This is a genomic window from Bradyrhizobium sp. CSA112 (assembly GCF_029051645.1).
GTDB lineage: Bacteria > Pseudomonadota > Alphaproteobacteria > Rhizobiales > Xanthobacteraceae > Bradyrhizobium.
Window position 1 is genome coordinate 1 of sequence record NZ_JAACFS010000176.1, and the last position, 304, is coordinate 304.

Here is a 304-nt window from a genome sequence, read left to right on the forward strand (position 1 = left end):
CTTGCGGTCGAGCTTGCCGTTCACCGTCAGCGGCAGCCCCGATAGCCGCACGAACGCCGACGGCACCATGTAGTCCGGCAGCCGCGCACTTAAGTGCGCCCGCAAGGCGCCGGCCAGCCCGCCTCCACCGTCCTCGTCCGAGCCAGCCTCGTCCGAGCCCACCACATAGGCGACAAGGTGCTTGTCGCCGGACCGGTCCTGGCGCGCCACCACAACCGCATCGCGCACCCAGGCGTGCTCGCAAAGCCGCGCGGCGATCTCGCCCGGCTCGATGCGGAAGCCGCGGATCTTCACCTGGTCGTCA

1 protein-coding gene is annotated in these 304 nt (G+C 70.4%); it reads right to left on the reverse strand.

The features are described 5' to 3' along the window. Positions 1–304 (reverse strand): hypothetical protein (locus GWE18_RS42205; protein WP_275191346.1); only part of this gene is annotated, 304 nt, incomplete at both ends.